The 5943-nt window shown below is 43.1% G+C and carries 4 protein-coding genes; all 4 read right to left on the reverse strand.

Going from position 1 to position 5943, the window contains the following annotated elements; translation table 11 throughout:
* Positions 1 to 62: 62 nt before the first annotated feature.
* Genes QUA13_RS31070 through QUA13_RS31085 form a run of 4 tightly spaced genes read right to left on the reverse strand, consistent with a single transcriptional unit; the run spans position 63 to position 4812 of the window.
* Positions 63 to 530 carry a glycosyltransferase gene (locus QUA13_RS31070; RefSeq protein WP_333204770.1) on the reverse strand — a complete coding sequence of 156 codons (468 nt, stop codon included), beginning with the start codon at positions 528 to 530 and terminating at the stop codon, positions 63 to 65.
* A 59-nt stretch (positions 531 to 589) separates the two neighbouring features.
* Entirely contained in the window at positions 590 to 1813 is a 1224-nt protein-coding gene (locus QUA13_RS31075; protein ID WP_333204772.1) for a glycosyltransferase, read from the reverse strand.
* A 21-nt stretch (positions 1814 to 1834) separates the two neighbouring features.
* Entirely contained in the window at positions 1835 to 3631 is a 1797-nt protein-coding gene (locus QUA13_RS31080; protein WP_333204774.1) for an ABC transporter ATP-binding protein, read from the reverse strand.
* Complete coding sequence (locus tag QUA13_RS31085) at positions 3631 to 4812, reverse strand: glycosyltransferase family A protein (RefSeq protein WP_333204776.1); 1182 nt, start codon at positions 4810 to 4812, stop codon at positions 3631 to 3633. The genes QUA13_RS31080 and QUA13_RS31085 overlap by 1 nt, the downstream gene beginning before the upstream one ends.
* Positions 4813 to 5943 lie beyond the last annotated feature (1131 nt).

Here is a 5943-nt window from a genome sequence, read left to right on the forward strand (position 1 = left end):
TACTGTCATATCACACTATGATAAACACTTCTCTCTAATAGTAACTTACTCGATCCTTTCCTTCAGGGCACTACCTGTTCTTGTTGAGCAAAGGAGTACCCATAATTCAATACATATTTAGGCGGTACAGTTTCCCAATCTAAAATCACTCTACCGCCAAAAGCGCCGCAGTCGGGATGAGCCGCTGCAAATTTAGCAGCTTGCTCCACCCAATCTTCTGCCAGGAAGCAATCGTCATCTACGAAAGCAATCCAATCAGCCCTTGTATTTTGAACGCCACAGTGGCGGGCATAGGTTAATCCTTGCTGTGCTTCTGATACTGTGGAAAGCTGGGGTATTTTTCCCACCAACACACGATAGTTTTCGATAACTTCCTGCGTGTTATCCGTGCAATTATTGTCAACTACTAAAACCCTCCAATCTAGCTCTGCTGGCACTTTTTGTTGGGAAAGAGCTGAGAGAGCTTTGTCTAAAAGGGGAGCATTGTTATAAGTACAAATCACGATATCAATGGGCGGAAGCTTACTCATATTTAACGGTTGTTTCCGGTGTTCAAAGTGAAACAGATTTCTGAAGAAAATCTACTATTTTAGGCAAATTTCTGTCGCATTTTTTCAATGCGTTTTAAAGAGCGGGGGTATTCCCCAAACAGCCCAACTACACCACCCCACAACTCGGCTAGAATCATGGTTGGAGGTAATACATGGCATCCTCTGACACTTTTTTGCAACTGATTTAACTGATCGGCAAACCACCAGCCGACGAGCCAGCGCAATTTCGAGCGCTGGCTCGGATCGGTCTGATAAGATTTTACGACAAAAGCCATAAAACCTAAACCCCACGTCCAATACTGGTGGCGCAATTTTTCATATTCCCGGCGGTGTTGGTGAAACACCAGATAGCGCGGCTCATAGACGAGGAGATAGCCAGCGCGAACAACTCGATAAAAAATATCTAAATCGCCACCACCGGGGAGGGGCGCACCTGTATCGAGTGCATCATCAAATCCCCCTAATTTCAGTAAAACATCTCGACGAAATGCCATATTGCAACCAGCTCCAAATATGCCAGCTCCACAGGGGTATAAAGGATTAGACGGCAAGATTTGACCGTAGCGAATTTTCTCAAAGCCGCGTCGAAAGCCTCCCCTGCTTTCAAATAAAATTTGGGCTTCAGTCACTAACTCATAAGGCAGAACTAACCCTGTAAAACCTCCAGCATCAGGATTTTCTGCCCAAGCTTCCATCAAGCCGTTCAGCCATTGGCGATCGGGCGTGACATCATCGTCAAGAAAGGCTAATAGTTCGCCAGTTGCTTCCTGCAGGGCGCGATTGCGAGCGAAGTCTAAACCGGGTTTTGGTTCCCTGGCATAGCGAACTCCTGGTAGAGAGTCTACCAATTCCTTGGTTCTTTCATCAGAAGGTGCATTATCAATTACTAACACTTCAAAGTCAAGCTTTTCACCCGCAATAGGTGTTTGCAACTTGAGTAAATATTGCAGGCACCGCGCCAGGTTTTCCGGCCGATCTTTCGTACAAATTGCTACTGTCAGCGACGGAAAGGGATCGCCATTTTTGGCAGGAGTTAGCTCTTCTCTAATCGCTTCCTGAAGTAACTTAATGCCGACCTCCCGTTCAATCATTTTAGCTAAATCTTCAGGAGAAAGGACGCTATTTGGAGGAAGAGGCTGCATGATCAAACCAACAGCTTTATCTTTGCGCCGCACAACTAAGGCAATTCCTGTATCCTCCTCAGAAATTTTCAGATTTGGGAGGGGCTGGGTCACTTCAATGTCAAGGATGGGATAAGGCATAAGTAATTCACCAACTTACTCTTAGTTTTGTACGTTGCGGTGTTGCAAGTGATAAAGCTTGGCGAAGAGGCCGTCGAGTTTCAGCAAATATTGGAGGTTGCCTTGTTCGATCGCCCTGCCATTTTCCATCACAATAATTTGATCCGCATTTTCAATCGTCGATAAGCGGTGAGCGATGACAATAACGGTGCGGTTCTGGCTGAGCGTGTTGAGCGCTTCCTGAATCAAGTTTTCGGCAATACTATCCAGAGCATTCGTTGCTTCATCCAGAATTAGAATATCTGGGTTGCGGACAATGGCGCGAGCGAGGGCAATGCGCTGCCTTTGTCCGCCAGAAAGGCGAACGCCGCGATCGCCCACTTTCGTGTCATACCCTTCCGGCAGTTGGCTGATAAAATCGTGAGCATTGGCAAGTTTTGCCGCCTCAAAAATTTCTGCCTCGGTTGCTTCTAAACGCCCGTAAGCGATATTATCCCTCACCGTCCCGCTAAAGATGTGGACATCTTGGCTGACAATCGCAATTCTTTTCCGCCAGTCCATTAAATTCAGTTCTTTTAATGAGCAGTCGTCAACATAAATTGCGCCTGACGTTGGCTCGTAAAAGCGGCAAAGAAGGCTGATGATCGTAGATTTTCCCGCACCCGACGGCCCCACTAAAGCAGTCGTTTGCCCGCGTTTGAACTCGACGGAGACATCCTCTATTGCCGGCCGATCTTCAGGATTGTAAGTTAAGGAAACTGACTCAAAATAGATAGCCTGCTTCAACTTGTCAAAGGGAACGGTACCAGAGCGGATGTAAGGTTTATCAGAAGTGTCTAAAAAAGACATCACCAGTTCAGCAGAACTGGCGGTAGAGACTAAACCTAGCCTCGCGACATCTAGCTGTTGCACCTGCGGTTGCAAGCGGTAGAGGATGAATAAAAAAGTCAGCAGCGTTGGCATAGCTGACTGGTTTTGCAGGAGGGCGATCGCCAAAATTGCTAGCAGGAGGAGTGCGGAAAAAACTTCATAGAGCGGATTGATGAGCCCTCCCAGCATATCGAGTTGCAAAAAGGTGTTTCGCACCTGCAGGGAAGCGCGATCGAAGCGTTCTTGCTCGTAAGGTTCCCGTCCAAACGAGCGGATGGTTCTCATCCCCCCTAATCCCTCCCACATTCGGACAGCGAGCTGAGAATTGGCGTCTACGGCTTGCTGTGCCAGATGTTTGACTCGGCGCGTCACAAACTGGATGAACTGTGAGATGAGGAAGAGCGCTATACTGATAATTAAGGTGAGTCGCCAAGAGATGAGCAGTAACAGCGTCGCCAGGACAGTAATCGTACAAGCACACGTAATCAAGTTAACAAACAAACTCAAAGCTTTGCTAGTCTGCCAACTCTCTGTTGCCAAAATATTCATAATCTTTCCCGATTCGCTGCGCTCTAAGAAAGAGTAGCTAACGCTTAAAGTTTGGTTGAAAATTTTGCAGCGCAATCGGTTGCTAATTCGCGAGTTTAACCAAGCAAAAAGCAGAGAATTACTATAGACAATCAGGTTTTTGATCAGGATGCTGACTAAAATACAAAATGGGATGATTAAGACGCGATAGCCAGCAGGAACACCAGCAAATATCTTGTTCAGAGAATCAATGAAAGAATTGCCAGTTACAGCCTGAGCTTGTTCTTGCTGTAAAGTTTGCAAAAAAGGAATGAATAAGCTAATGCCAAAGCCGTCGGAAAGGGAAGCAAGCATACCCAAGGAAATCATTGCCGGGATTGCCCAAGGGTAAAGCTTGAGGAGGGGTAGCAGAGTTCTAATAGCCTTAATCTCTTTTTTCATTAAGACAACTCTGCCTTTGTCGGTGGCGTGGCGCTAATGTTCACTTGAGGGAGCGTGTCAATATTTGCTTGATTTCGCTTGACAAGGAAGGAAATTGAGCGGTGAAAAATGTTCCCTATCGTTACCATTAATTCGATCTTTTTGCGCCGGATCTCTACCAACACCTCCCGGCCGATCGGTTGGTTCTCAGAGGATGGCGTATTTTCTATTATCACAGGTGCATCCTGATGCTTCCAAGACTGGGATAATAGGTTGAAAAGGCTCTTTCCCAATACTCTGTAAAAGCCAGAACGGAATAAGGGTGAGATGCACTCAGTTTTTAAAGCTTGGAATAACCAAAAGAGCGCGGTGCGATCGCGGCCGTTGCGGCTGCTTTGGTTCGCTAAGTACAGCAAAAAATTACTCGTAGATAATCGGTGCAGGAAATCGGGAATTTCGGGATGCCGTTGCTTGGCAGCTTGCAGCATCAAAGATTGAGACTTCGCCATTGTCGTATAGTTGGTAGACATAGTGTTATACATCCTGCGATAGCCAATTGAAAATTCCGGCACGGCTCGAAATTGATAAAGCTCTGCTATCCGCAGGTACAAGTCCCAGTCTTCACAGCCTTGAGCATTCCTTTCCTTCAATGTCTTGTCATAAACCCCCACCTTTTCCAAACAACTGCGACGGATCATAGAAGCACTCGCGTTTCCTATAAAGTTGTGGCAAATTAGGGTCGCGTACACGTCACCTTCAATTCTAAAAGACCGGAATCCTCCTGTTAGCAATCCTTTTTCATCCAGATCCACTGTCCACGAATAGACCACCCCGACTTCTTCCCCTCCCTCCAACATACATTGAACTTGTTTTTCTATGTTTTCAGGATACCAAATATCATCGGCATCAATAGGGGCGATAAATTCTCCTCTCGACTTCTCAATTCCTAAGTTTCGAGCAACAGCGACTCCAGAATTTTGCTGTTTCAGAAGCTGAACGCGAGAATCTTTTTTGCCAATTTTTTCTACAATTTCAGGGGTTCGATCCTGGGAACCGTCATCGACTACTAAAACTTCAATTGCTGGATAAGTTTGAGCGAGAACAGATTTCAAAGTTTCTTCAATAAATGGCTCAGCGTTGTATGCAGGAATAATGACTGATACGAGAGGCAAAGAGAGGGATTTTTGAGAATCTGGCTGCATTGGTTTTTAACAAAATTTTTCAAAATTTTTGTTGCTTTCTAGATTGGCAGCTCTCCCTTATACTCCTCGCAGTCAGGACTTACACAGTTGGTGGAAGAGACAGCCAATACCCGCATAGAATAATTTTACCCCATTCTCTGTTCAATGTCAATGGTATATAGCACGTTTAAATGAGTTTTTACCATCAAAATAATGGTAATAGACTAAAACTAAAAGTCATCTTTTTAGAATTCAAAAATATGTCTACATATTAAATATATGAGAGTAAAAAAAACTAGGCTTGCAACAATTTGTTTGTAACCACAAGTCTGAGAAGTTGTCATAAATGTTTATATTTAGGGTAGATGATCTTATAGCTGTGTTAAATGTTAGCCATATTATTTACATTAATTAATGGTTGTATTAGCGAATGTCTCCAGTCTTAATAATTGTAAATATTTTAATTTATTCTAGTAATAAATTAACGTATTGACCAAATATTTCGATTATTGATACCTCCAAAAGATGTGAGTACAGTTCGCAAAAGAAACAGACGTGAGTAAAATTATTTAAGCTATCATGGGAGAAACAAGATTAGAAGCAGAACTAAGCCATCCACCGCATTGTGCGACGTGGAAAAGTACAGATATTTTCTGTTATTAAAATCCAAATAATCCGGTTGTTGTCGGTTAGGAATAAAAACTTAATTAAGTTATTAATTTTTTATTCCCAATTCCACCCATCCCAATTTTTGAGCCTCAATGGCTTCATACCTTCTTTTGTCTTTTGACGATCGAGAGTTATAAAACCTCTTCATTTCTGACTTGATTGACCTCGAATAAAACATGGATTTAAATGTAAAGTAGTGTAGTGGAGTAACAAAAATAGTGGGAAGTTTCTATCAATTTTGATAAAAGACGCAATCTAGTGCATTTCTTCATTATTATTAGATCTGACAATTCATCAAGTTATTGATTTTTCATTCTTAAGTCTACGCAAATTGGGGCAACAGCAATTCAATTATATAGCAATCCTAAATGATTTCCTAGATCTAAAGCAATCCTAAATGATTTTCTTTGTGTAAGTATATTGACGTATTTTGGGGAAATCAAATTTATGTTCGTTAGTAAAAAACTCAAATAAAAATTTGAC

Source organism: Microcoleus sp. S28C3, assembly GCF_036700785.1.
GTDB classification, from domain to species: domain Bacteria; phylum Cyanobacteriota; class Cyanobacteriia; order Cyanobacteriales; family Microcoleaceae; genus Microcoleus; species Microcoleus asticus.

What these genes read in the sequence shown, in the direction of transcription:
- QUA13_RS31070 (WP_333204770.1), bottom strand. Translation starts at nt 530, where the DNA reads ATGAGTAAGCTTCCGCCCATTGATATCGTGATTTGTACTTATAACAAT.
- QUA13_RS31080 (WP_333204774.1), bottom strand. Translation starts at nt 3,631, where the DNA reads ATGAAAAAAGAGATTAAGGCTATTAGAACTCTGCTACCCCTCCTCAAG.
- QUA13_RS31075 (WP_333204772.1), bottom strand. Translation starts at nt 1,813, where the DNA reads ATGCCTTATCCCATCCTTGACATTGAAGTGACCCAGCCCCTCCCAAAT.
- QUA13_RS31085 (WP_333204776.1), bottom strand. Translation starts at nt 4,812, where the DNA reads ATGCAGCCAGATTCTCAAAAATCCCTCTCTTTGCCTCTCGTATCAGTC.